General features: G+C 52.2%; 23 protein-coding genes and 1 pseudogene. 14 read left to right on the top strand and 10 right to left on the bottom strand.

The genetic code is table 11. The features are described 5' to 3' along the window. The first annotated feature begins 257 nt into the window (after positions 1-257). Positions 258-809 (top strand): BON domain-containing protein, encoded by a 552-nt coding sequence (locus IPG22_15080; GenBank protein MBK6589609.1) that lies wholly within the window; start codon positions 258-260, stop codon positions 807-809. 135 nt (positions 810-944) lie between these two features. Here the strand turns inward: IPG22_15080 and IPG22_15075 are convergent, their stop codons facing one another. Together IPG22_15075 and IPG22_15070 are read right to left on the bottom strand one after the other, a co-directional pair. Beyond that, positions 945-1694 (bottom strand): hypothetical protein, encoded by a 750-nt coding sequence (locus IPG22_15075; GenBank protein MBK6589608.1) that lies wholly within the window; start codon positions 1692-1694, stop codon positions 945-947. 110 nt (positions 1695-1804) lie between these two features. Continuing rightward, positions 1805-2578 carry a hypothetical protein gene (locus tag IPG22_15070; GenBank protein ID MBK6589607.1) on the bottom strand — a complete coding sequence of 258 codons (774 nt, stop codon included), beginning with the start codon at positions 2576-2578 and terminating at the stop codon, positions 1805-1807. A gap of 150 nt (positions 2579-2728) precedes the next feature. Between IPG22_15070 and IPG22_15065 the strand changes: the two genes are divergently transcribed. Next, positions 2729-3766, top strand: coding sequence for an IS110 family transposase (locus IPG22_15065; GenBank protein MBK6589606.1), 1038 nt, complete (start codon positions 2729-2731; stop codon positions 3764-3766). A 371-nt stretch (positions 3767-4137) separates the two neighbouring features. Here the strand turns inward: IPG22_15065 and IPG22_15060 are convergent, their stop codons facing one another. Beyond that, entirely contained in the window at positions 4138-4917 is a 780-nt protein-coding gene (locus tag IPG22_15060; GenBank protein ID MBK6589605.1) for a hypothetical protein, read from the bottom strand. Between the two features lie 614 nt (positions 4918-5531). Between IPG22_15060 and typA the strand changes: the two are divergent. Then, positions 5532-7344, top strand: a pseudogene (typA, locus tag IPG22_15055) (translational GTPase TypA). A gap of 39 nt (positions 7345-7383) precedes the next feature. Here typA and IPG22_15050 read toward each other — a convergent pair. Further along, entirely contained in the window at positions 7384-7572 is a 189-nt protein-coding gene (locus IPG22_15050; GenBank protein MBK6589604.1) for a hypothetical protein, read from the bottom strand. A 44-nt stretch (positions 7573-7616) separates the two neighbouring features. Between IPG22_15050 and IPG22_15045 the strand changes: the two genes are divergently transcribed. From IPG22_15045 to IPG22_15015, 7 genes are all read left to right on the top strand, one after another. Continuing rightward, entirely contained in the window at positions 7617-8450 is an 834-nt protein-coding gene (locus IPG22_15045; GenBank protein ID MBK6589603.1) for a 5'-nucleotidase, lipoprotein e(P4) family, read from the top strand. Between the two features lie 9 nt (positions 8451-8459). Then, a complete protein-coding gene (locus IPG22_15040; protein ID MBK6589602.1) occupies positions 8460-8669 on the top strand; it encodes a hypothetical protein in 210 nt (69 codons plus the stop codon). 1 nt (position 8670) lies between these two features. Continuing rightward, on the top strand, positions 8671-9159 hold the full coding sequence (locus IPG22_15035) for a hypothetical protein (protein ID MBK6589601.1): 489 nt from the start codon (positions 8671-8673) through the stop codon (positions 9157-9159). A 79-nt stretch (positions 9160-9238) separates the two neighbouring features. Then, entirely contained in the window at positions 9239-11746 is a 2508-nt protein-coding gene (locus tag IPG22_15030; GenBank protein MBK6589600.1) for a S9 family peptidase, read from the top strand. A gap of 116 nt (positions 11747-11862) precedes the next feature. Next, the gene (locus IPG22_15025; protein MBK6589599.1) at positions 11863-12801 is read left to right on the top strand and encodes an SDR family oxidoreductase; all 939 of its coding nucleotides are present in this window, start codon (positions 11863-11865) and stop codon (positions 12799-12801) included. Positions 12802-12941: 140 nt separating this feature from the next. Then, the gene (locus IPG22_15020) at positions 12942-13928 is read left to right on the top strand and encodes a GDP-mannose 4,6-dehydratase (GenBank protein MBK6589598.1); all 987 of its coding nucleotides are present in this window, start codon (positions 12942-12944) and stop codon (positions 13926-13928) included. Beyond that, the gene (locus IPG22_15015) at positions 13921-14562 is read left to right on the top strand and encodes a carboxypeptidase regulatory-like domain-containing protein (protein MBK6589597.1); all 642 of its coding nucleotides are present in this window, start codon (positions 13921-13923) and stop codon (positions 14560-14562) included. The genes IPG22_15020 and IPG22_15015 overlap by 8 nt, the downstream gene beginning before the upstream one ends. A gap of 86 nt (positions 14563-14648) precedes the next feature. Here the strand turns inward: IPG22_15015 and IPG22_15010 are convergent, their stop codons facing one another. Continuing rightward, complete coding sequence (locus IPG22_15010; GenBank protein MBK6589596.1) at positions 14649-15083, bottom strand: hypothetical protein; 435 nt, start codon at positions 15081-15083, stop codon at positions 14649-14651. Positions 15084-15274: 191 nt separating this feature from the next. Between IPG22_15010 and IPG22_15005 the strand changes: the two genes are divergently transcribed. Continuing rightward, positions 15275-15538: a hypothetical protein gene (locus IPG22_15005; protein MBK6589595.1), complete on the top strand. Its 264-nt coding sequence runs from the start codon at positions 15275-15277 to the stop codon at positions 15536-15538. On the opposite strand, the gene IPG22_15000 is transcribed toward IPG22_15005, so the two are convergent. The 4 genes from IPG22_15000 to IPG22_14985 form a co-directional block, all read right to left on the bottom strand. Continuing rightward, the gene (locus IPG22_15000) at positions 15535-15828 is read right to left on the bottom strand and encodes a Smr/MutS family protein (protein ID MBK6589594.1); all 294 of its coding nucleotides are present in this window, start codon (positions 15826-15828) and stop codon (positions 15535-15537) included. The two genes, IPG22_15005 and IPG22_15000, sit on opposite strands and share 4 nt — an antisense overlap. Continuing rightward, positions 15828-16955: a hypothetical protein gene (locus tag IPG22_14995; protein MBK6589593.1), complete on the bottom strand. Its 1128-nt coding sequence runs from the start codon at positions 16953-16955 to the stop codon at positions 15828-15830. The genes IPG22_15000 and IPG22_14995 overlap by 1 nt, the downstream gene beginning before the upstream one ends. A gap of 79 nt (positions 16956-17034) precedes the next feature. Then, complete coding sequence (locus tag IPG22_14990; protein ID MBK6589592.1) at positions 17035-18471, bottom strand: hypothetical protein; 1437 nt, start codon at positions 18469-18471, stop codon at positions 17035-17037. A gap of 138 nt (positions 18472-18609) precedes the next feature. Further along, positions 18610-18768: a hypothetical protein gene (locus tag IPG22_14985; GenBank protein ID MBK6589591.1), complete on the bottom strand. Its 159-nt coding sequence runs from the start codon at positions 18766-18768 to the stop codon at positions 18610-18612. 3 nt (positions 18769-18771) lie between these two features. On the opposite strand from IPG22_14985, the gene purH reads away from it, so the two are divergent. Next, the gene (purH, locus tag IPG22_14980) at positions 18772-20484 is read left to right on the top strand and encodes a bifunctional phosphoribosylaminoimidazolecarboxamide formyltransferase/IMP cyclohydrolase (protein MBK6589590.1); all 1713 of its coding nucleotides are present in this window, start codon (positions 18772-18774) and stop codon (positions 20482-20484) included. 13 nt (positions 20485-20497) lie between these two features. Here the strand turns inward: purH and IPG22_14975 are convergent, their stop codons facing one another. After that, positions 20498-21634 carry a hypothetical protein gene (locus IPG22_14975; GenBank protein ID MBK6589589.1) on the bottom strand — a complete coding sequence of 379 codons (1137 nt, stop codon included), beginning with the start codon at positions 21632-21634 and terminating at the stop codon, positions 20498-20500. A 229-nt stretch (positions 21635-21863) separates the two neighbouring features. Here IPG22_14975 and IPG22_14970 point away from each other — a divergent pair, with 229 nt between their 5' ends. Next, positions 21864-22796, top strand: a complete 933-nt coding sequence (locus tag IPG22_14970) for a nuclear transport factor 2 family protein (protein MBK6589588.1) — start codon at positions 21864-21866, stop codon at positions 22794-22796. A gap of 412 nt (positions 22797-23208) precedes the next feature. Continuing rightward, complete coding sequence (locus IPG22_14965) at positions 23209-24216, top strand: nuclear transport factor 2 family protein (GenBank protein ID MBK6589587.1); 1008 nt, start codon at positions 23209-23211, stop codon at positions 24214-24216. The last annotated feature ends 197 nt before the right edge of the window (positions 24217-24413 follow it).

The raw sequence follows: 24413 nt of genomic DNA, 5'->3' as shown, positions 1-24413 counted from the left end.
TGCCCGTCTATTTGCGGAAAAGCTCTGCTTTTCCGGTGAGTTTATAGAATGCTCTCGCGGCTCTGCCGCCGATCTTTGAGATTCGAAAACAAGGGGCGGCATAGCCGTAAAGTCGTTGGTGAGGCTCACGGAAAAGCGGAGCTTTTCCGCAAATAGAGCGGCACAGCCGCATTTTCCGGGCACCCTTTCCCCGTCGATTCACGTCCAATAGCTGTCATTTGAGGTGGCACATCTCTTTTAGGACGGAGAAAAAGGTTATGGACAGAATTAAGAAATATTTCGCACTTTCATTCGCAGTTATCGCATTAACGATTGCCGGATTCGGCACTCAGAGTTTCGCGGCGGCGAAGCCCGAAAAATCAGTTGAGCAGCAGATCTATTCGAAGCTTCGCGGGCTGCCGCGGTATGGCGTTTTTGACAACATTACCTATCAGGTCAACGGCGACACGGTCGTTCTGAGCGGCAAGGTCATCACGCTCGGCACAAAACGTGACGCGGCTACGGCGGTCAAGGATATTCCCGGCATCAAGAATGTCGTGAATAACATCGAGGAACTGCCCGTCGGTTCATTCGACGACCGCATCCGGCGTGCTGCGTTGGTGACGTTCACTAATCGCGGCCCGGGACAGTACTTCTCGACGATCAACCCTGACGTCAGGATCATCGTCCAAAACGGCCGCCTAACGCTCGAGGGCTTCGTATCAAGCCGCAGCGACGCGAACACACTAAACATCCTCGCCAACGGTATCAACGGAGTCTTCGAGGTAACCAACAACCTCATCGTCGGCCGCGATACGCGAAGATCGTAAGGAATCAACAAAATCCCAATAGAAAAAAGCCGGGCAGCGATGCTCGGCTTTTAGTTTCTATCAGGCTGGTCCGATCTAGGGGGCAGTCCGACCGCGCGGTCATCCGCAAAACTTCTACAAAAAACAGGTCGATCTCTACTGTGGTCGTTGGGATATAGCCGTTTCGAGTTCCGAAATAAATTTCTTTAAGTCGGCATTTTTGTAACGACCATAATTGCTAAATGGATGTAAAAAATCGGCCGCTAGGCCATCAAGCGGCTGAACGGTCTCTCCATTAACTTCGAAACCCGTTTTGATAACGAAATCCCTTCCAAGTTCGTCCCATTTCAGGAACAGTATATACTGGCGATCTCTCTGCGGAAGTTCACGTCCCCATTCACCTCTTTGTTGAACCCGTCCCGAGCTAAACCGCACCTTGCCGCCCTCACGTTCGGCTACGATGCTTGATCCAGGATTGACTCCAAGCCCGCTGCTGTTCTTAAAGATCTTGTTTACGGTCACCTGAAATTCGGAATATAAGGCGGTCTTATCGTTGGAAACGAAAGCCCGTGCACCAGTCACTGTCCCAAGCACCACAATATCGCTTTGATCGACCGGAAGTGGCTGATCAGCGGGCGAGTGAGCACCGGGGTTGTGAAAGACGGTGTCCTGATCCTCGAACTTGTCGAGCGGTACGGAGGTCTTGTATTTTCTGCCTCGCTGGATCCTAAGTTCTTTTTCCGATGGACTGAGCGATCCCTCCGCCTCGAAATCGACTATCGGAACATCCCCCGACTGCCGTATCCGCCCCTGAAGTTCCGGCGGGATCTTTTCTTGTGTATACGCGAACGGGGCAAGTAGAAAGATCGTGGCCAGCGATAAAAAAATTGCGGGGATCGTTTTCATTTTCCGTCAGGCCAGGCTCCGTGTGATGAGCAAACAATATTTCAAAAATCGGGTCTAAGTCAAGAAATATTCCTTTTGCCCAGTAGATACCGCAAGACTAATCGTTTTTTTTAGTCCTCCTTTTTGTTCCTGCTTTCAACGCCTTCGGCAATTGCCTTGTACAGCAACTTCATAAAAGTCATCTCGTCCATACCAGCATACGCCCTGGACTTCTCCGAACCGTTGAGGTTCTTTACGCCATCGGCTTTCAACTCGTAACCTGAGACAATTTCATAATTCGGAGTCTTTTCTTTGTTTTTCAGAAATAGCACATATCGGCGGCCTACAAGCGGCATCAAAAGCCCTCCAATACTATGAAGCCGTTTCCTTCCATTCTCGAACTGGACATAACCTCCTTCACGGTCCACGCATAGTGATTCGCCCTTTGAGACGCTGATATCATTCTTTTTAAGAACGTCAGAAATTCGAAAGCTGAACTCGGAATAAACGCGCTTTTTGTTGTTTGACAAATAGGCGTTAGCATCCAGAATCTCGCCGATGACAACGAGCTCACTTTCATTTACCGGTAAGCCTGGTGTGAGTTCAAGATCTTCCGTGATGGTAAAGACTTCCTCAGTGTCATCAACAGGTGCCTGACTTATTATTTCCGGCATGCGGCCCTTGTCATAACGCTTGCTTTTCAGACTCCTTTCAGCTCTCCGTTCAGGACTCGAATTTTCTGGAGCATTGTAAAGTGCGGTAGGATACTGGCTGTAAAACTCCCTTTTTTGTCGTTCTTGTTCCGATATATCTTTTTGCTGACCACGGGTATGGAAAGAAACCAGCACGGGTGCCATTGACGCGATCGCAACAACTACGAGTAACGGTTTCTTATTGATCAGCATATGAACCTCGGATAAAAAATAGCGCATTTTAATCAACGATAAAGTCTAATGCAATATTGCAGGCCTGATGTTATGAAGTTGATTCCATCGGAGTCGAGTGTTAGAAAACACTCAGAGTTTTGACAAGAAACTGACCCGATGGAATCAACAATGACAGTATACATCGGGGTTGATTTTCACCCATACGAGCAGACGGTTGCTTATTGTGACGAGAGGGATGGAGAGGTGCGGTATCGGCAGTTTCTGCATTCGGACAAGCAGTCTTTGAAGGCGTTTTATCGCAAGTTTGGAGACGAGGTGGTTGTCGGGGTAGAGGCGACGGGTTGTTTGTGGTGGTTTGAAAAGCTGCTCTTTGAAAACGGAATAAAGGTAAAGATAGGTGATCCGAGGCTGATCAGGCGAGCTGCGTTGTCGCGACACAAGAACGACTTTCGTGATGCGGAGACGATCCTGGATCTCCTGGTGAACGGCTCGTTTCCCGAGATCACGCCGAGGAGCGAGCGGAGCCGCGAGATGCTCACGATGCTCAATCATCGGCATTTTCTGGTGAAGAAGCGTACATCGATCGCAAACACGCTACAGGCGTTCGCTCGATCGAAGGGGCTCGATAAGTTTCGGCTTCAGACACTTAAACGGCAGAAAGAGCTTCTCGATGCGGTTTCGACCGATATGGAGCGGCTCATCGTCATATCGCGGTTTTCTTTATACAACGAATTGTCTAAAGAGATAGCGGCCTTTGACGCGAAACTTGCGGAGGAGGCGGATAAAGATGCAAAGACGCGCCTTCTGATGACGCATCCGGGCATCGGAGTGGTCACCGCTCTGGCACTCATTCACACACTAGGCGACGTCCGCCGCTTTCGACGCAAGGAAGAGGTAGTCGCGTTCGTAGGACTGGACCCGCTGGAGAAAAGCTCCGGCGAGAAGAGACGAATAGGCTCGATCAGCAAGCATGGCTCGCGACTCACGAGGCATCTGCTCGGTCAGGCCGCCCAGACGTGCCGCGATCATGGGATCAAGGCACATTACTTACAAGTTAGCCGTCGACGCGGCCGCCCGAAAGCAAAAGTCGCAGCGGCCCGCAAACTGCTCATCAACTGTTACGTCATGCTTCGTGACAACATCAGCTACGAACAGTTTGCAACCGGCGGGGCGAAGTTGGCCTGTGCGAGGGGTCAGGAGAGGTGAAGAGAAATCTTCAGTCTCTGAAGGTCTGATGGCACGGCCAGCCATCTCGATAAAGCGTCGGGATGAGCCGATCTAGTTTCATGTAGCCAGTTAAATCTGTGCACGAATAGATGATGGCACTCGCCACAAACGGCGGTGCGAACTGAAAGTAAATCTAACAATAAAAGGAGGCGGGTTGGTTATTGTCGAAACGAACATGACTTCGAATCACACCAAAACTCGGTGCGACCGACGAAGTGCGCTTGACTCATGGCTTAACTTCATAGATGACCCAAGATTTCTGGATTTCTACAACGGAAACAAAGGTTAGACCACAAATAACGATGACCATGAGAATTAAAACAACCCGACTATTGGGATATAGCATTGTCTTAGTTCTGCTTCTCTGATCTTGATTGCGATGCTTCAGAAAGTGCCTTACGTACCTTTGATAAAAGTACCGTTTGATCCATTCCGAAGTAGGATCTCGTTTCGGTGGAAGCAGTCAGATTTATGACACCACCATCCTTTAATTCATAGCCGTTGATAATCTCGTAGTTCGGCCCTTTTTCCCGGTTCCTTAAAAAAAGAATGTATTTGCCACCGACCTGAGGCATCGATAATGCTGCGATACGATGTAATCGCCTCAGCCCGTTTTTATATTCAACGAACCCTCCTTCTCGGTCCACGGTGACAGAACCCTCTTTTTTTATATTGCCAGTCGTATCCCGTAGAATTTCGTCGATTTGAACTGTAAATTCGGAGTAGACGGTTTTTTTATTGTTTGAAAGGTGCGCGGCAGCTTCCAGCACCTTTCCAATTAAAATCAATTCGCTTTCTTTGACAGGTATTGCGGGAACCGATAGATACTCGTCGGTTTGAAGTACTCGTTCTTCGTCTTCCCACATCGGAAGTGTAGAGTCTACCAATCCGCCTGCATTTTGATACCTTTTTCCTGCAAGCTGTCTCCTCGCTCTCCGCGCGATATCCTGCTCCTCCGGTTCATCATATCGTGCGGTTGGGAACCGCTTCCTTAATTCTCTTCGCTTTTGTTCGATATCGGGCTGAATCTTAGTGGTCTGCCCTTCGGTGCGGAAAGACACCATCAAGGCCGCACTGGTTGCGACCAGCACAGCCATAGCGATGATGATTGGTTTTTTCCGCTTATGCATATACAACTCCTGTGGAAATTACTCAATGTTTAAGGAAGGAACACACGTTTTTCATTATTTCCTCATTTCTGCTCGCGAGCGAGAGCGGGAATGTCTCGCGACAGAAAGGTTGTAGTCGATCAGACAGGCTAAACAACCGTGGAAAAGGTCGCTTCCAAGCTTTTGAAAGTACGATCAGAATATTCCCCTAGGATGAGAAACGCAAGGAAATTCTTTCTAAACAATTTCGTCCTAAAGGTTCGATCGGAGTGTGTCGTCAGGACCTTTGACCAATCTCCCAAATACCTCTACCAAACTTCGTGAAACAGTGAAAAATGGGGTGATTCACCTCTACCAATCGCGCGGCTGTTTTTGGCTCCGGCGGCGACGGAAGAGTGGGCAAAAGTCAGTATTTATGGGGATCTCAGCCTTAGTGCTGGCAAAAGTGTGAATCGATTCACACTTTTTGTCGGGGTTTTCTTGGTAAAGTTTGGCGAAAAGTGAAAAAACACGAAATGACCCGGTTCGAGAATGGCATTTTCGAGCCCCGGCGGTACGCATTCGCATTCCCGCTTTGCCTTTGTCGCGGCAATCGGTCATTATACTCGTTTGCCTTCGGGCGGGGATTTACAACTATGATCGCACCAGAAAAGATTCGTAATATCGCAATTATCGCTCACGTCGACCACGGCAAGACCACGCTTGTCGATGCGATGCTGGCACAATCAGGCACGCACCGTGACAACGAGGCCGTCGTCGACCGAGTGATGGACTCCATGGATCTTGAACGCGAACGCGGTATCACGATCATGGCGAAGAACACCTCGGTCCGCTATGGCGACTACAAGATCAACATCCTGGACACACCGGGCCACGCCGATTTCGGCGGTGAGGTCGAACGCGTTCTTAAGATGGTCGATGGCATCGTACTGCTCGTTGACGCCGCCGAGGGCTGCCTGCCGCAGACGCGTTTCGTGCTGCGAAAGGCTCTCGAACTTAAGCTTCCCTGCATCGCTCTCGTAAATAAGATCGACCGCCAGGATTCGCGTCCAGAGGAAGTACTCGACGAGATCTACGACCTCTTCATCGACCTCGGTGCTAATGACACGCAGATCGAATTCCCTGTTCTTTACTCGATCTCACGAGACGGCATCGCTAAGAAACAGCTCGCCGACGAATCGAAGAACCTTATCCCGCTGTTCGATCAGATCATCGAAAGCATTCCGGCACCGCACGCACTTCGTGCCGATTCGCTGCAGCTTTTGGTTGCAAATATCGATTACAACCCGTTCGTCGGACGCCTCGCGATCGGCCGCATATTCTCCGGCGAGATCGCTAAGAATCAGGAAGTAGCGGTCGCAAAACGCGATGGCACCGTTGTAAAAACCCGCGTAAAGGAGCTTTTCGTTTTCGAAGGCCTCGAACGCACTACGGTCCCGGACGCTGGAACAGGAGAGATCGTCGCCCTTGCGGGATTCGACGACATCGAGATCGGCGAAACGATCACGACCGTTGAAAATCCGAAGCCTTTGCCGGTCATCAACGTCGATGAACCAACGATCGCGATGATCTTCGGCGTCAACACTTCGCCATTCTCAGGAATTGACGGCAAATTCGTCACTTCGCGTCAGATCAAAGAACGCCTAGACCGCGAATTGCTTGGCAACGTTGCACTTCGCGTTGAACAGACCGCAGCCGCAGAGCAGTTCAAGGTTTCGGGCCGCGGTGAACTCCAACTCGCCATCCTCATCGAAATGATGCGCCGCGAAGGCTATGAGCTTCAGGTCTCAAAACCGGAAGTTATCACCAAAAAAGGACGAAAAAACCGGCGAAACGCTCGAGCCTATCGAATTGGTGGTTATTGACGTCCCTGAAGAATTCATCGGAGTCGTAACCGAAGCCATGGGCCGCCGCAAGGGCCAGATGACCAAGATGATCAATAACGGCTCGGGTCGTGTGAGATTGGAATTCGAAGTTCCTTCTCGTGGATTGATCGGTTTCCGGGGCGAATTCCTGACAGAAACCAAAGGAACGGGATTGCTCAATACGCTGTTCCTTCGCTTCGATAAATACCAGGGCGACATGAAATCGCGTCAGACCGGCTCGCTTGTTTCGGACCGCATGGGCGAGACGAACACCTACGCTCTCTATAACTTGCAGGAACGCGGCGTGTTATTCGTTAAGCCGCAGATCAAGGTTTACGAAGGAATGATCGTCGGCGAAAACGCCCGTGCGGTCGATCTCGACGTAAACCCGATCAAGGAAAAGAAACTCTCGAACATGCGTACAACTTCGGCCGACGAAGCCATGCGCCTCGTTCCGCAGCGTGAAATGTCGCTCGAGCGTGCACTCGAATTCATCGCCGACGACGAGCTGATCGAAGTCACGCCGAAGGCGATCCGCCTGCGCAAACGCGTGCTGAAAGCGAACGAACGCCCGAAGAAATAACCAAGCGTTTGACTGCAAATACGAAAGGATGTCTGAAGCTCAGGCATCCTCTTTTTTTATCTCTGAGCCAACGTCCTCTTCCCGCTCATCATCCTCGGTATCCGGGTCATAGACCTCATAACCATGAGAGTCGTCGTAATAGTAACCGCGATCTTTCTGATCCTCGGCCCAATTCGGCTTTTCGGCATTATTCTCTGCGTCGATCTTCCGCTTCGGCATTTCCGGCATAAATCATTTATAATCGATTCAAATTTCAACACAAAGTGGCTTTTATGAATTCGAAGAAATACTTACTAAGTTTCGTACTTGCATTCTGTACGTCTGTCGCGTCCGGCAATGCCCAGCAGCCAGCACCGGCTCTGCAGCCATCAGCTGATCTGCAGTATCAGGTCGGAGCAACGCTATATATGCAAAAAGCGGCGGAATACCGTGCTCTCGCCTATCAGGCATTTAACCTGGCCCGCTGGCAGCTCGACGCTGACCTCGACAAAAAGAACCTCAAAAAACTTCCAAAAGAAGAGCAGAAAAAGCCGCGAGCCGTAGTCGTCGATATCGATGAGACCGTGCTCGACAATTCGCCGTCACAAGCCCTCTCGATCAAAAACAAAACTCCGTTCAATCTGAACGAATGGTACACATGGGGCGAGATGCGAAAGGCAAAGGCGATCCCCGGCTCGGTTGATTTTTTGAACTACGCCGTTTCAAAGGGGGCAAAAGTATTCTTTGTCTCGAACCGCGATGAGGTACAAAAGCAGGCAACGATGGACAATTTGAAGAACGCCGGTTTCGCGGATATTTCGGCTGAGAACGTCATCCTTCGCACAACCGAATCAACAAAAGAACCCCGACGGAACTTGATTTTGCAGAAATATCGCATCGTTATCCTGATGGGCGATAACCTTGATGACCTTTCGAACGTATTTGAACGGAAGAGCGTCACCGACCGCTTTGCTGAGGTCGATAAAGTAAAAAACGATTGGGGCAAACGCTGGATCGTCCTCCCTAACGCCATGTACGGCACCTGGGAAAACGCGATCTACGAATACGGCCGCCTGACCGATGCCCAAAAAGCAGAAAAACGTGCGGCAGCATTGGAATTGCCGTAAAATATCGGTATGAAGAGGACACCGGAGGAAAAGCTATTGCACCCTCGCCCCGGTAGTAAGATCGCGGCGGCGAGAGATTTTGGCATCGACCTGACCCTGACGGTTTCGCAGTTGCGGCTTACTCCCCAAGAGCGTATCGACAGCCTACAGGAGTCTATGAACTTCCTTGCCGAGTTGGATTCATCGCGGTCGCATGGTCCGGTAACCGATCGTCGCTGAAATGACCGATCTCAGAAAAGCGATCTTAAGTCTCACCGCTAATAACGTTGACTTTGTCATCGTCGGGGGAGTTGCGGTTACCCTGCATGCGTCGGGCTACATTACGAGAGATCTGGATTTCTGCTACTCACGCGAGAGATCGAACATCACAAGGCTTGTTGCAGCCCTTGCTCCATTCTCCCCGACACCTCGGGCCTGGCCGCTAGGACTTCGATATATCTTTGATGAAACTTCAATTCGAAACGGTACAAATTTCACTTTCGAAACAACGATCGGCTCGATCGACCTACTTGGCGAAGTAAAGGGAATAGGCGTTTATCAAGATGCTGTGGCAAATTCGGTTCAATACGAGATCTATGGCCAACCGATACGGGCATTGAGCTTAGACGCCCTGATAGTTTCGAAAACAGCGGCCGACAGGCCTAAAGATCATTTGGTACTACCGGAATTGTTGGCCTTGAAAGAAGCTCTCGATCCAGACGAAGACTAGGGATGACCAAATACCCATAGACGGTTATACTGCTGGGGACTGGCCGAAATCTGTAAGAAAAAACTGGGAAGGAAAATTAATGAAATCGATACTATCGTTCATTTTTATAGTTGCTTTTTGCCTTAATCCGCTCGCCGCGAATGCTCAGCAGGCGGTACCTGCTAAAAAGTTCGATCTTACGATCGACAACATCATGCGCGGGCCGGATCTGGTCGGGTATGAACCGACGGGCGTTCGGTGGTCGCCGGATAGTAAGAAGGTATATTTCAGCTGGAAGCGAGCCGGCGAACCGCGAAATGCCGACATTGCGACGTATGTCGTGGACGCGGACGGCAGCGGCCTTCGCAAACTTTCCGAGGAAGAAGCAAAACAAGCACCGCCTAACGGCGACGTGTCAGATGACAAAAAGACGACAGTTTATACCGATAGCGGCGATATTTTCCTCTACAACAACCAAACGGGTGAACGGCGACAAATAACCAAAACCGCTGACATCGAAGCGAATCCCCGTTTTGTCGGCGATCAGCGTCATATCTCCTTTACGCGGCAGAATAATCTTTACTCTTTCTCGCTCGATAGCGGTTTACTGGAGCAATTGACGGATATTCGCCCGGCAGGGGGACCGGGCGGCGGACCTGGTGGCCCGGCTGGTGCAAACAACGACGCAGCCCGTCGCGGAACCGACAGTCAGGAGACGCTGAAAAAGGAAGAACGGGAGCTGCTCGACGTCGTTCGCGAACGTGCCGAAAAACGAGAAGCGGATGAGAAAAAGCGAAAAGCTAGGGAAACGCGTAAGCCGTTTCAGCTTACGCAGGGGCAAACGGCCGGAAACCTGTCGCTTACCCCCGACGGAAGATCCGTGATCGTCGTCGTCAATGAAAGTGCGACCGGAGCAAAAAATACGATCGTTCCCAACTACGTCACGGAATCCGCCTACACCGAGGACATTCCGAGCCGCTCGAAAGTCGGCGATGTTCAGGGCCGCAGCCGGATCGCGATCATCAGCGTCGAAAATGGCGAGTCGAAATGGGTCGACCACGGGCAACGTTTACCAGCCGCAGCCCCAACGCCGAGGGCGGAAGGAAATTCAACCAGTGAAGCTGCTCTGGAACGCACGGCCGGACAAGGCCAAGGTACGAACCGTGGCCAGGCCGGCCCTCCTCAGCCTCGCGACCGCGACGTGCAGTTGTCACCGCCGCAATGGTCTAACGACGGCAAGAACGCTGTGATGCAAGCGAGGTCCGCCGATAACAAAGACCGCTGGATAATGCAGCTTGACCTGGCGACGGGAAAAGCTAAAGTTCTGGCAACGATCCATGACGACGCTTGGGTTGGCGGCCCGGGCGGATTTTCGCTTGGCTGGCTGCCCGATAATAAGCGAGTGTTCTTTCAATGGGAACGCGACGGGTTTTCTCACCTTTACATGGTCTCGATCGACGGTGGAACGCCTGTTCAATTAACCTCGGGCACATTCGAAGTTTCCGATGTTCGGCTATCGGAGGACAAGACGAAGTTCTATTTCACGTCGAGCGAAGGCAGCTTTTTTGAACGCAATCTGTACTCAATGTCCTTTGACGGTGGGGCTCGCACCCGCCTGACCTCGATGCCGGGGAACAATCAAGCCATCGTATCGCCGGACCAGGCAAAGCTGGCTATTCTCCGATCATTCGCCAACAAGCCGACGGAGCTCTACCTCGCTCCGAACAAAGCCGGCACGACAGAAGCCGAGATAAAACAAGTCACGAATTCCCCGACCGACGAATGGAAGTCTTATAACTGGATCGCCCCGCCGATCGTCAATTTCAAGGCCCGTGACGGTGCGACGGTTTACGGCCGTTTATATAAACCCGCGAATTTCAAAAAGGGCGGCCCGGCGGTTCTGTTCGTTCACGGTGCCGGTTACCTGCAAAACGTCCATAACTGGTGGAGCAGCTATTACCGCGAATATATGTTCCATCATCTTTTGATGGAAAAGGGCTACGCTGTTTTGGATATCGACTATCGCGGCTCAGCGGGCTACGGACGCGATTGGCGAACCGGCATCTACCGCTTTATGGGCGGCAAGGACCTGACCGATCACGTCGATGCGGTGGATTATCTTGTCAAAGAGCACGGCGTAGACGCGAAACGCGTCGGCCTTTATGGCGGTTCGTATGGTGGATTTATTACCTTGATGGCCATGTTTACGACGCCGGACGTCTTCGCGGCCGGTGCAGCACTGCGTCCAGTGACCGATTGGGCTCATTACAATAACGGCTACACGTCAAATATTCTCAATCTGCCGCAAAGCGATCGTGAGGCCTACCGCAGGAGTTCGCCGATCTACCACGCCGCCGGATTAAAAGGGGCACTTCTCATCTGCCACGGAATGGTTGACGTCAACGTACACTATCAGGACAGCGTTCGCCTTGCTCAAAAGCTGATCGAGCTTCGAAAGGAGAACTGGGAACTTGCCGGTTATCCGGTCGAGGACCACGGGTTTGAGCAGCCGACCAGTTGGGCGGACGAATACAAGCGGATCTTTAAGCTGTTTGAAACGAATTTGAAGGCTCCACCAACAACTGCTCCAACCCCAAAAAAGAAGTAGTAGAAGGCAGTGCATCACTACGACGGCGAATCGAGTTTCACTTCGATTCGCCTTTTTCAGTGCTTTGGCCAGCGAATTATGGTCATAATAATGGAATTGTGGGAAAATAGCGGTTTATGCGAATACTTGTAACCGGCGGAGCCGGATTCATCGGTTCACATTTGTGTGAACGCCTTCTCAATGAGGGCAACGAGGTCATCTGCCTCGATAACTTTTTCACCGGCCGCAAGGTGAATATCGCTCACCTCATCGACAACAAGCAGTTTGAGGTCATCCGGCACGACGTGACGGAGCCGATCTTTCTAGAGGTCGATCAGGTCTATAATTTCGCGTGTCCCGCATCGCCGGTTCACTATCAGTACAACCCGGTCAAGACCGTCAAAACAAATGTGATGGGAATGATCAATATGCTCGGGCTCGCGAAACGCGTAAAAGCGAGGATCCTGCAAGCATCGACCAGCGAAGTTTACGGCGACCCGATCGAGCATCCGCAGACGGAAAGCTACTGGGGCAACGTCAACCCGATCGGCCTCAGAAGCTGTTACGACGAAGGCAAACGCGTTGCTGAAACACTTATGATGGATTACCACCGCCAAAGCAACGTTGACACGCGTATCGTGCGTATTTTCAACACTTACGGGACGCGAATGCTGGAGAATGACGGTCGCGTGGTATCGAATTTCATCGTTCAGGCACTGAGAGGCGAGGAATTGACGATCTACGGCGACGGCTCGCAGACACGTTCGTTCTGCTACGTCAGCGACCTCGTGGACGGCATCATCAAACTGATGAACGCCGAGGGCGACGATGTTCACATGCCGGTCAACCTCGGCAATCCCGGCGAGTTCACCATGAAGGAACTAGCGGACGAAGTCGGCATCGCCACAGGCAAAGATATCCGCATCAAATACCTGCCGCTGCCGCAGGATGACCCAAAACAGCGTAAGCCAAATATCGAACGGGCCACTTCGCTTCTAAATTGGCAGCCGACAGTTCCACTTGCTGAAGGGTTGAAGAAAACGGCGGCCTATTTTTCCGGAGTTATCAACGGATGATGTGGTCTTGTTTTTTAAATTGCCACTAGCTTTAGCTAGTGGAATAAGTTTATAAGGATGTAGTCGGCTTTAGCCGAAATTTGGCTAAAGCCCGGGTCTAACTAGGATCCAACCACTAGCTAAAGCTAGCTGCAATTGATATGAAAATTCTCATTACAGGCGGGGCCGGTTTTATCGGCAGCCACCTTTCCGACAAACTGATCGCCGAAGGGCACCAGATCACGGTCATCGACGACCTTTCGACCGGGCGTTATTCGAATATCGCCCATCTCGAAGACAAACCCGGCTTTCGCCTCATCATCGATACGGTTCTCAACTCAGCACTGATGGAAGAGTTGATCCGCGAGACCGACCGTGTTTATCACATGGCAAGTGCCGTCGGCGTGAGGCTGATCATGGAGCAGCCGGTGAAAACGATCGAAACGATCTTTCACGGCACCGATACGGTTTTGAAATTCTGTTCACGCTACCGCAAACGGGTCCTCATTCCAAGCACGTCAGAAGTCTACGGCAAAGGTATCTCAGTTCCATTCAATGAGGACGATGACCTGCTCACAGGTGCGACCGACAAACACCGCTGGGCTTACGCGTGTGCCAAAACGCTCGACGAATTCCTCGCTCTCGCTCACTGGAAGGAAACGCAGCTTCCTGTCGTCGTCTGCCGTCTTTTTAATACCGTTGGGCCGCGTCAGACCGGGCAATACGGGATGGTCGTTCCTCGCTTTGTGCAGGCTGCACTGAAGAACGAAACGATCGAGGTTCACGGTGATGGAACACAGTCACGCTGCTTTGGCCATGTTTTGGATGTGGTCGAGGGACTAACGCGTTTGATCGAAACGCCGGCCTGCTTTGGAACGGTCGTTAACCTCGGGAATAGCGAAGAAGTTTCGATCAACGATCTCGCCAAACGTGCAATCGACCTGACGGGCAGCACGAGCCAGATCAAGTATCTGACCTATGACGAGGTTTACGGTGACGGCTTTGAAGACATGCAGCGTCGGGTTCCAAACCTCGAAAAAGCCAAGCGTTTGATAGGTTACCAGCCAACCCGTTCGCTTGATGACATCATCAATGATGTAGCGGATGAAATGCGTGGCACTCCATCCGAGTCGAAAATGCATGCATAAATTACATCACAGATCAGTCACGGTCGCATTCGGACTTCTGCTTTCTGCCTTCTGCTTGTTGCCAACTGCATTCGCTCAAAACACCGGCGGAGCAAAAGGCAAGGTTCGAAACCTCAAAGACGAAGGCATCGCGAACGCGACCATCTCTGCCCGTCAGAAAGGCGTCGATCTCAAATCAACCAAGACTGACGCGAAAGGCGAGTTTGTCCTCGATGGCCTCGAACCGGGCATCTACAACCTTGCTTTCGAAGCCCGCGGCTATTCTGCTGCTGTTCAATACAACGTCGAGATCAAAAAAGGTAAGGTTCGTGACCTCGGCGATCGTTTGATCCTGATGGTCGACCGTGGTTCGCGTGTGATCGTTAAAGGCAGCGTCTTTTTCAAAGACGGCTTCATCGCCGCCGGTGCAAAAGTGACGGTCGAACGCGTGAACGGCGACGGATCGATCCGTAAACTAGGCGAAGCCGCGACCGATTCGCAAGGCGAATTCTCCTTCACCCAACCCGAAGGCACCGCCAAACTCCGCTTCATGGCCGTATTGAAAGATGGAAAAGCGGTAAAGGACATTGATGTCGACTCCGCAATGGTCTACCGCACCGCACTAAATCTTGACATCGACCGGCCGAAACCATAGTAACCAGTTAAAAACCCGAAAAGACACGAAATAGAGCAGGCTCTTTATTTCGTGTCTTTTTCGTGAACTTTCGTGGTTACTGATCCCTAATTGATCGTCTCAGTTATCTCCTCAGGCGGCCGCATGGCTTCCATGTTGGCTTGGTCTGCGACGATGAGCGGGCATTCGTCGAGGACGACGGTGTTGGCGATGGTCTGGATCCAGTAGGTTCCGGCGGTCGGAAAGACGACGTTTACAAAGAAGCTGACGTTGTCGGTAAAGCCGCCCTCGGCAAGCTCGATCTTGGTCGGCTGCGAGGTGACGATCAGGTTTGTTTTGTCGGGTGAAAGGATGCGGACCTCGGTTTCGTGGCCGCCCTGGCCTTGCCAGTGGTTGATGACCGCAAACTTGATGAGCGAAACGGGCAGTTTCTCGACCATTATGTTTTGAAAAATGCCCATCAGCGAGATCTTGTTGCCCATCTCAATGCGAACATCGTCGCACAGCAATGTGTACATCAACTTAAGTGTTTTCGATTCCATTTGTTGCATTAAATACCTATTCGCCCGCGATCTTCAGATCCGCTGTAACATCTGTAACACCATCCCTGACTGTTACAAGATGTTACAGCTTATAACATATATTAGAGCGTTCCCTAAATTTTACTTTTCCTTAAGCCAAGGTCAAGAGTATAATCCGAATAAACTCAAGTAGAACGTGAGAACCAAGCATTATGCTCATGTATTTTTTGATCGGACTCTCTTTGGTCCTCGTTGGCATCGTCGGTTTGCAATTCACCTATATGTTCTGGGTCGAGAGAATGTATAAGGAACGCCGTGCCTATCTGCGTCATCTCGAAAACAAATACGCCCGCCAATCCGAACGCCTCGCCGCGGCGGAACGCCGTATCGCCGAGCAGAACGACCTGCTTCAAACTGTCTATCCTGAATTTGGAATAGAAGATGAGGTCTGGGCGGATGTGATCGAGGAGCTTTAGACGTCTAACTGCACGATCGTCGCTCCCCAACTCCCCGAAAACTCAGGTGCGTTCTTGAACGACTTCACAAAATCGGTCTCTGACAGCACCTTTCTTACGATCTCGCGTTGGACGCCGACGCCTTTGCCGTGGATTATTCTGACGACGGAAAAGCCTTTTTTGTGGGCTTCGGGAAGGTAGGCTTCGACCACGGCCCGGATGTCTTTCGGGCTGAAGGAATGCAGGTCGAGTGAATCGGTGATCTCTATTTCTACCGGTTCAGAGAATGGATCATTCGGGTCTTCGGTCACTATTTCACCTTGGTCTCGTACTGAGCGATGTCTTCGGGCGGAGTTACACGCAGGCGGTTCTTGTCCTTAAAGACGATAAAACGCTTCTCGTCCATCTGCCCTGATGAATTGCGAAGGCTAACGCTGAACGTCTTGTTATCGCCCTTCCCATCGACCTTCAGAGGCAGACGTCCCCAGATTTCGGTATTAGGCGAGCTTCTCCAGACCGTGTAGTAGCTCTGATCGTATTTATCGAAAGCCATGACCAGAATGCTGTCAAAATCGGGCTCAACGCCGTCTATCGGCTTAGAAAAGCTATTGCGTGCGAGGATCACCCAGTTGCCGGGAGCAAGCGTCTTGTCGCCCGAACCGACCTTGTTGGCGGAATCGGCGTCGAGCCGCTGCCAGGTGACGAACTTGCGGTTGTTCTGCTGAAAAAAGACGATGTCGGTCGGTACCTGCAGTTCGACCTGTCGGCCAAACAGCCATCCGGCCGGTGCCGGCGAGACCGACGGATCGAGCCTGACCTGATACCAGATGTCGTATTTATCTTCGAGTTTGTCCGGCTCGCCTTCTTCCTTCGCCGCCTCTATCTCGGCGTTCTTTGATCGCTTACCCGATTTTTGCTGGCCCTTCGGTGCGTCATCGACGTCAGGAACCTCTGCCTTCGGGACGAATTTCCACGCCATGATCTCAAAGGTCGAGCCGTTTGAGAGTTTGAACAGGACGTTCTCAGGATTCATATCCGGAGCGGCACGCAGGTTTGAAGCCGAACGGATAACGCCCGCAGCCTGCGGCGACTGGTCCTTGAATTCCTCTGCCAGAGCCTTAGATTTGGCCAGCGTTGCACTAGTGATAACGTTCTGAGCCTCGATCCAGCCTTCGGTGGCCGCCTCGTCGTGGGCACGAACGCGGAACCACAGCACCTTTTCGTATTCGAATTCATCGATCACATCGAGGCTGTCGCCGCGTTTGACCTCAAGCAGATCAGCCGCTACGACCGCGTATGAAGTGCGTATCTGGGCCGTCTTGGCAATGACCGTCGCCTTATCATTCGCCCCGAAAACACCAGGAGCTACACCGCCGCAGCCCAGCTGAAACAGCCCTACAAATGCCAACCCGATCAATAAAATAGCGTGAATCTTCATCTACAAACCATCCGCCCTTCGTTCGCCAAGTATTATAACCGAAGGGCGAAAATATGTCTTTTTCACCAAAGTCTTTTCCTCACTTCCTCCAATTATCGATCCCAAGCTTCTCGAGTATCTTCTTTTGCTTTCCTGACGGTTTGCTAACGGCAGTGAATTTAGGAACGCCGGTGGAACGGTCTATTTGGATCCCTGCCTGCAGAAGTGGTGCGTCCATTGAGAACACTTCGCTTCCTGATACATAACGCTCGGTCATCGCAGCGAGTTCGGGATGCGATCGGAAGATGGCAATGAGAGCCGTATTACCGTCGGTTCGTGGCGTGGTTAGGCTGTGTTTTGTAACGACTGCCTTTATCAGGTCGGTCACGGAACGCTTGCCGCCTGAGGCTTCGAGCACGGCGATGTCGCAGAGGAAGCCGAGCAGCATTCCGCGTGCGTAAACCGTTGTGTTAGAGCCGCTCCAACGGTTCGCTGAGGCGTCGATGAGCGAGGTTCTATTCGTCTGCGAATCGTCGATGCCGTACGCCCTCGACAGCGTATCGAGAAAGTCAGCAAAGCTCAGCCGGTTGACACCAACGCCGACCTTCAAGGACTGATACAACGCAAATCCCTCGTAAAACCAGTCGTAATTCCCGCTTAGGTTCACACCGTTCGGTATCCAGAGGTGAAACAGCTCGTGCCGAAGCTGCTCATGCAAACGCTGCACCGATTGATTCTTGAACGGCATATCCGACGACACGATCGTCACCGTCGAAGTACGTGTGTCACCTTCCCAATTGCCAAGCCCAACTGTATTGGGAAACTTCGACAGCCGCACGATGACATTTGGTTCAGCAAGCTTCCCAAACGCCTTCTCGTACTCTTTAACGATCGAATCCGCCATCGACGCTGCTTCGCCATCAGTGAACTGCCATTCGCCCGAGATCGCCAGCTTGACCGAGCCGCTCGATACTTCCCTCATGTTCGAACCGACGTAAAACACGGCCTTTTCGACATTTGGAACAGCTACAGGCTGAGCGGCAAGGCCTGCAACTTTCCACCCGACAGGCAGTTCAAAGCTCACCTTCGCCGTCTTCCCGACCGACTGGGGCAGCAGATCGTCAAGGACGAGCAGTCCGCCGTCCGCCTTTGCCCACGAAGTGTGAGCGGCCGCAAACATTCCCGGACGAGGTGTGAGATCGACGGTGTAGGCGAGCTTGCCGACGTTATTGAGGCTGACCATCTCGTTCGGCTGCAAGCTTTTACGAGCGATCAGAAAGCCGGGTTTGTCGTAGAAATAGATGTGCGATAACCGCTCCGTCAGCAACCCGAAAACCTCGCCATATTGGTCCAAGAACCAGATCCGCTCAGCCTTGTTTGTAACATTTACCGAGACCGTTACATCGGCTGTTACAGCCTTCTCCGCGTTGATCCTGATGCGAACATCGACGTCCTGAGCCTCTGTAAATGTAAAGAATTGTAAAATCAGCACGAACGCAGCTAAAACGGTGGGAATTGGTGCTAAAATTTTTGACATCGCTATTGGGCGGCGAATAGACTTACTATTCACGAACAGGCTCTGCCCACAGGATAGAGGATTTATGAGTGTAATCAAAGTCATTATTTTCGCGATGATAGTCGTTTTGAGCCTGCTATTTCTCGGACGATTCTTCTTCTAAACGCGTACCTTTTTCTCCCGCCCGTCTTTGTAGGTGAGTTCGTAATACAATATATTAGTGTTTGATGAAGCGGCATATGAGCCGCTTTTTTGTATTGCGGAACGCAGGCTGCCAGCCTGCGTGTGAAATATCAGCAGGCTAGCAGCCGCTTCCATATTATGAGCGAACTCAGAAAGATCAAACGTGCCCTTATCAGCGTCTCGGACAAAGTCGGCCTCGCGGAATTCGCAGCCGCTCTCGCCAAACACGGCGTCGAGATCATCTCAACCGGCGGAACAGCGAAGAGCCTTCGCGAGACTGTTTCAAACGTTACAGACGTCTCCACTGTTACGGGCTTTCCAGAGATGATGGACGGCCGTGTCAAAACGCTGCATCCCAAGATGCACGGAGCCTTTCTCGCTTTGCGTGACAATCCTGAGCACGTTGCTTCGATGCACGAACACGGTATCGAGCCTATAGACCTCGTCGTCGTCAACCTTTACCCGTTCGAAGAAACCATCGCCAAAGACGGCGTCAGCCTCGAGGAAGCAGTAGAAAACATCGACATCGGCGGCCCTGCGATGATCCGCTCAGCCTCAAAAAACTGGCGTGACGTTGCCGTTGTGACGGATTCACGCTTGTACGACGAGATCATCGAAGAGATGGATGCCAACGACGGTTCCCTCTCCCTGGAAACCCGCCAACGCCTAGCCACGCTCGCCTACACACGCACGGCCAGCTACGACCTAGCTATTTCATCATACCTCGCGAAACAGCTCTCAAATGACGATCTGGAAAGACTAGAACCGCTCAACCCACTCGGCCATCTGGCGTTTATTGAATTAGAAGACGATCCAGAAAACTCCCCTCCTTACGAAGGAGGGGTGGCTGCCGCTTCGGCTGACGGGGTGGTTCTCTCGGACGCGACTAAGCCGCTTCCCCAATACCGCTCGATCGACCTTACCAAGGTCACGGATCTAAGATACGGCGAAAACCCGCACCAGCGTGCAGCGATCTACACCACCGAAGAAGGCTCCGAAGGCATCGCCTCAGCCGAGCAGCTCCACGGCAAAGAGATGTCGTTCAACAACTACGTCGATGCCGAAGCCGCGTGGAACCTCGTCCAGGACTTCGACCAGCTCGCCGTCACCATCATCAAACACACCAACCCCTCCGGCGTCGGCACCGCTGCAACCAACCTCGAAGCCTACAAACGAGCCCTATCCACCGACCCCGTCTCAGCCTTCGGCGGCATTGTGGCGTTCAACCAAAAGGTAGATGCCGAAACCGCCAAAGCCGTGATCGAAGTGTTTTCAGAGGTAATTGTCGCTCCGGAATATGATAATGAAGCTCTGGAGATCTTCCGTTCAAAGAAGAACCTTAGAATTCTTCAACTCCAAGGCCAAAGACCAAAGACCCAAGGCCAACAGCTGGAATACAAACAGATCAGCGGCGGTTTCCTCGTGCAGGACCAGGACACTCATGTCCTAAACCCAGCCGAACTCAACATCGTCACCAAACGCCAACCGACGACAGCCGAACTCCACGCCATGCAGCTCGCCTGGACGGTCTGCAAGCACGTGAAATCGAACGCCATTGTCTTCGCCAACGAACACCAAACGCTCGGTGTCGGTGCCGGGCAGATGAACCGTGTGGATTCCGTCAGAATAGCCGCCATGCGTGCCGAACGCTTCTACCTGTCGCTAAAAGGCACGGCCCTCGCTTCCGATGCGTTCTTCCCGTTCCGCGACAACGTCGACGAAGCCGCCAAATTCGGCGTCTCAGCCATCATCCAACCCGGCGGCTCCATCAAAGACGAAGAATCCATCGCCGCCGCCAACGAACACGGCATAGCCATGGCATTCACGGGGATCAGGCATTTTAAGCACTAGTTGGTATTGGAATTTATTTCGGCAGCCTCGCCAGCCAGCCCTCATAGTGTCCGACGAGGGCTGCAAACGCCCTATTCACTTCCTCGTCCGAACGTCCGACTCCGGCTTTTTGCAGATTTCTTAGGGCTCCGACAATGTCGGCCTTGACGAAGCTCCCGGCAGACGTGAACCGTTTGTCATCGGCACCTTTGTACTGGTGGTCATTTGGGAATCGGAGATTGAACGCGTCGACGATCGAAGCCGCGACCGGGCTTTTCTCACTGTTGATCTTAGTGATCAACGCCTCGGCATCCGGTCTTTGCGGAGCGGCATCGACGGCCTGTTTCAGGATAGGAATGAGCTTGGCGAGCCTGTCGCATCGTCCATACATCATCGCGAAAAGATCGGCTGCCTCAGCAGTATCGCCTTCGTACGAACCGTCGGCAAAGACCATGGCATTTATGTTGTACTCCCTAACGCCAGCCAGTTCCGGGGCAACCATTCGTTCGTATGTTTTGCCGGGTTCGATGAGGGGCTTGCCGTAAACATCCAGAATTCCCGGAAACAACACCTTCATCGCGTCATCCTTATCCGTGCGAGCCGAATAACCGATAACTGGTTTCGTTGAGTTATTAGTAAATCTCGCCACATAGCGCGGCATCGGCTGCAGGACCGGAAAGATATCGACTCCCACGGAGGTACTGCGGTTATTGACGACTGGCACTTTAACCATCGACCTCTCGACGAGTACAGCCTTGATCGCAACCGGTTCGAATCCGTATTTGACGATCTCAGAAACGACCGCCGACTGTCCCCGCTCAAGCGTATAACGGGCGATAACGTCCTCAAATTCTCTAAACCGCGATCCACGAAAGACCGAAACTGTCAGCTCTGCCTTGCCATCAACAAGCCGTCCCAGAAAATACACAGCCTGGATCCTATCCGGCCCTTCGATAGGCTTGCTTCCCGCCTGTCTGTCCAGATTCAAAGTCCAAAAACCATTCGGCTCGTCGCTCAGCGGAATACGCGGCAGCGGCGAATTCGATGGTTGCTTAAACTCAACCACCAAACCGCCCTCAAGCAAAGCTTGTTTTTGATTTTGGGCAGTTCCCGAATCCGAGAATAGCAGAAGGCCGACAATGAGTGAGAAACTGTAGAAGAAAGTTTTCATTTGAACCTGCCAGAATGGGAAATTTCCGTGAGCATACTCCACTTGGGGTTCACAATCAAGCTTTTGCTTGCTCGCTCGTTAATTCCAAGATCACGTAGAAACTTTTTCCTTGCAATATGTTGTATAAGTGTTTAAACTACACCCAATTAGGACGACTGGGGAACGCTCGACAGGTTTTTGTATGAAAAGCCCTCGGGCTTTTGTGCTTTTTGGTGCGTGGAGACTTGTGATGATGAAAACACTTGCATTTGTTATGTTTACGGCGGCGGTTGGTTTGTTTGCCGGCTGCGGTGATTCGGCGAACGTCAATTCCAACGCTGAGATGGCCAATAAGATAGAGAAGGCTGTAGCGGCGGCTCCGACCAGGGGTTTGCTCGTCGGGCTGGAAACAAAGGCGTTCGAGGCGTGGAAGAATAACGATGCGGCATTCTGGGACGAATATCTTGACAGCAAGTTCGTCTCTTACACCGGCGGCGTTCGCTATGACAAGGCCGGCGAGATCAAGCAGATCACCGAAACCAAATGCGAGGTCACGAGCTATACGCTCTCCGACGAAAAAATGACCCCGATCGGCACCGATGCCATCGTTTTGACCACCAAAGTTGCGGTCGACGGCAAATGCGGCGGGCAACAGATACCTAGCCCCGTCATCTCCACAACGCTATACGTCCGCTATGCCGATACATGGAAGGCGGCGTATCACAACGAAGTTCCGGTACTTGATCCGAAGGCTCCGAAATCCGCAGCTCCGAAAAAAGCTCCAGTTAAGGCGAGCGAGCCTCGAACGGACGATAAGTCAGCAGCAGAACTGCTCGCCATCGAGAAAAAGGGCTGGGATGCGTGGAAAGCACGCGACCGTGCCGCCCTGGAACCGATAGTTACCGAAGACCTGACGCTCGTCGACGTCACCGGCACCGTCACTATCGGCAAGAACGCCGTGCTCGATGCGTGGCTGCTACCCAAATGCGACATCAAGGCCGCCGTTCCGTCCGATGCCGCTGCCACGATGCTCTCACGAACCGTCGCTATTCTCACCTACAAGGGCACCGCCGCCGGCAAATGCGATGGCAAACCGCTCGGCAGCCTGTGGGGCACGTCGATCTTTCAAAAAGAAGCAGGCGAATGGAAGGTCGCCTATGTCTTTGAGACACCCGCGTCATAAAACACGAGCCCGCACGTGAGTAAGGGCGATCCCTTTAACTCGGTCTTACAAAGTCTTTTCTCGGCCCAACTTCGCGAATCGCCCTTGTTTACACGCGGGTAGCGGGTCACTCTGAAATTAATTCATAATGGATCCTCACCTCGGCGGCCTCGGCGTCAAACTTTGCGAACTCTGCGTGGACAATGGCTTAGGTAAAATCAGGTATATTCCTCGCAGAGCCCGCTGAGATAAGACGCAGAGATCGCAGCCGGACGCCAAAAACCACCGCTACGCGAAATATCTTGACAAATTCTTATATTCATATAAGCTGATTAGCAAAAACGTGACTATAAAAGGGGTTGGGTCAATTTGTTCCGTCACGCGGGAACGGTTGACGTTTTCAGCTATTTACACTTTCCGATGGAGAAGATATATGAACCGTAAGAGTTTGATCACTTTAACCTTGGCTGCCGCCGCAATGCTGACCGCTTGCGGAGCACCGGCTGCCAACAACGCTCCGGCGAATAACGCCAACGCTTCGAACGCAAATACCGCCAAGCCGGTCGCTGCCGCACCGACTGCCGACGCTCTCTTTGCAATGGACAAGCAGGCCAGCGAAGCCTGGATCAAGGGCGATAAGGCCTTCTTCGAGGGCTTTCTTTCCGACAAGTTCGTCTCGTTTGAGCAAGGCCGGCGATCGAGCCGTGGCGAGATGCTCGGGGAGATCGGATCGTTCAAATGCGACGTCAAAACGTGGAATCTCGAAGACCCGCAGATGTCGATGATCAACGCCGACACCTACGTTATGAGCTACAAAGGCACATTCGACGGCTCGTGCACCGGACCTGACGGAAAGGCTATGAAACTGCCAAGCCCGGTCCGTGCCACAAGCATTTACGTCCGCGATGGCGAGAAATGGAAGGGTGCATTCCACGGCGAAACGCTGATCATCGACCCAAAATTACCGCCTCCGCCGCCAGCCAAAGCCGAAGCTAAAAAGGAAGAGCCGAAGAAGGCAGAAGCCAAAAAGGACGAGCCCGCAAAACCTGCCGCCGCCGCTCCGAGTGCGAATACAGATGCCCTCGTCAAGCTCCACACTTCGGGTTGGGAAGCATTTAAGGCAAAGGATGCTAAGAAATTCGAAGAGGTCCTTGCCGGCAACATGGCGATCGTCGACCCGGCGGGAACATGGATGAGCGGCAAAGCCAACGTCATCAAACACTGGACCGAAACGATGAAATGCGAAGGCGTTACCAAGGTCGGCGTTTCCGACGGTATTGCCTCAGCAATTTCGCCAACGGTCGAGATCCTAACTCTGAAAGGTACATCAGACGGCACCTGCGACGGCCGTAAGAACGGCCCTCTCTATCAGGCCGCCGTTTATGTGAAAGAGGGCGAGGCATGGAAACTGGCCTTCATGTTCGAAACGCCTGCTATGTAGAACGAAGCACTTGTTTTTGCATGGGAACCGGCTGGGCCCGGTTCCCTTTTTTTGAGCCCGGTCACGTTCAGGGTCCGTGCAATAAGGGAAATAAACTTCAAACTTGCCGTTTGCTTTATCACTTTCCGTGTATAGTTATTTTGATCTAGCACAATTCGGATCTCAGCAGCGGTTACTCGCCTACAGGCGTTCCGACA

Source organism: Acidobacteriota bacterium (assembly GCA_016703965.1).
Lineage (GTDB): Bacteria > Acidobacteriota > Blastocatellia > Pyrinomonadales > Pyrinomonadaceae > OLB17.
This window is presented reverse-complemented; position numbering and strand designations above follow the sequence as displayed.